The sequence below is a fragment of the Methylobacterium bullatum genome (assembly GCF_014845095.1).
GTDB lineage: Bacteria > Pseudomonadota > Alphaproteobacteria > Rhizobiales > Beijerinckiaceae > Methylobacterium > Methylobacterium bullatum.
Map to the genome: position 1 here is coordinate 1 of NZ_NKUG01000221.1, position 887 is coordinate 887.

Here is an 887-nt window from a genome sequence, read left to right on the forward strand (position 1 = left end):
GCCTTCTGCTCAGGCAGAGCGGCCTGGACGGTCCTGACGATGCCGTCGGCGTCGAGGCCGGCCTCGGCGTACATCGCCTCCGGGCTGTTGTGGTCCTGGTAGGTGTCCGGCAGCGTCAGCGTCCGCACCCGCACCCGGCCCGTGTCGAGAGCGCCCTTCTCCGACAGGAGATGCAGCACCATTGCGCCGAAGCCGCCCACCGAACCCTCTTCCAGGGTGACCAGGACCTCGTGGCTCGCCGCCAGATCAAGGATCATCGCCTCGTCGAGCGGCTTGGCGAAGCGCGCATCCGCCACGCTCACGGCGATCCCCGCCGTCTCCAGAAGGTCGGCCGCCTTCAGCGCCTCCGACAGACGCGTGCCCAGGCTCAACAGCGCCACCCGCGCCCCCTCGGGGCGCTTGACGATCCGGCCCTTGCCGATGGGAAGCGGCACGCCGCGCTCGGGCAGGTCGACGCCCACCCCCTCGCCGCGCGGGTAGCGCAGGGCGATCGGGCCGCTGTCATGGGCATGCTGGGTCGCCACCATGTGGACCAGTTCGGCCTCGTCGGAGGCCGCCATCACGACCATGTTCGGCAGGCAGCACAGATAAGCCAGATCGAACGCGCCCGCATGGGTCGCCCCGTCCGCACCCACCAGACCCGCCCGGTCGAGGCAGAACCGTACAGCTAAATTCTGCAGCGCCACGTCGTGCACGACCTGATCGTAGGCCCGCTGCAGGAAGGTCGAGTAGATCGCCACGAACGGCTTGTAGCCCTCCGTCGCCAGGCCGCCCGCGAACGTCACCGCATGCTGCTCGGCGATGCCCACATCGAAGGTCCGGTCCGGATGCGCCTTGCCGAACAGGTCGATCCCGGTGCCGCCCGGCATCGCCGCCGTGATCGCCAC

General features: G+C 69.9%; 1 protein-coding gene. It reads right to left on the reverse strand.

Translation table 11 applies throughout. The features are described from left to right. On the reverse strand, nt 1-887 hold an 887-nt coding region (locus MBTS_RS22305), incomplete at both ends, for a transketolase C-terminal domain-containing protein (protein WP_280529960.1).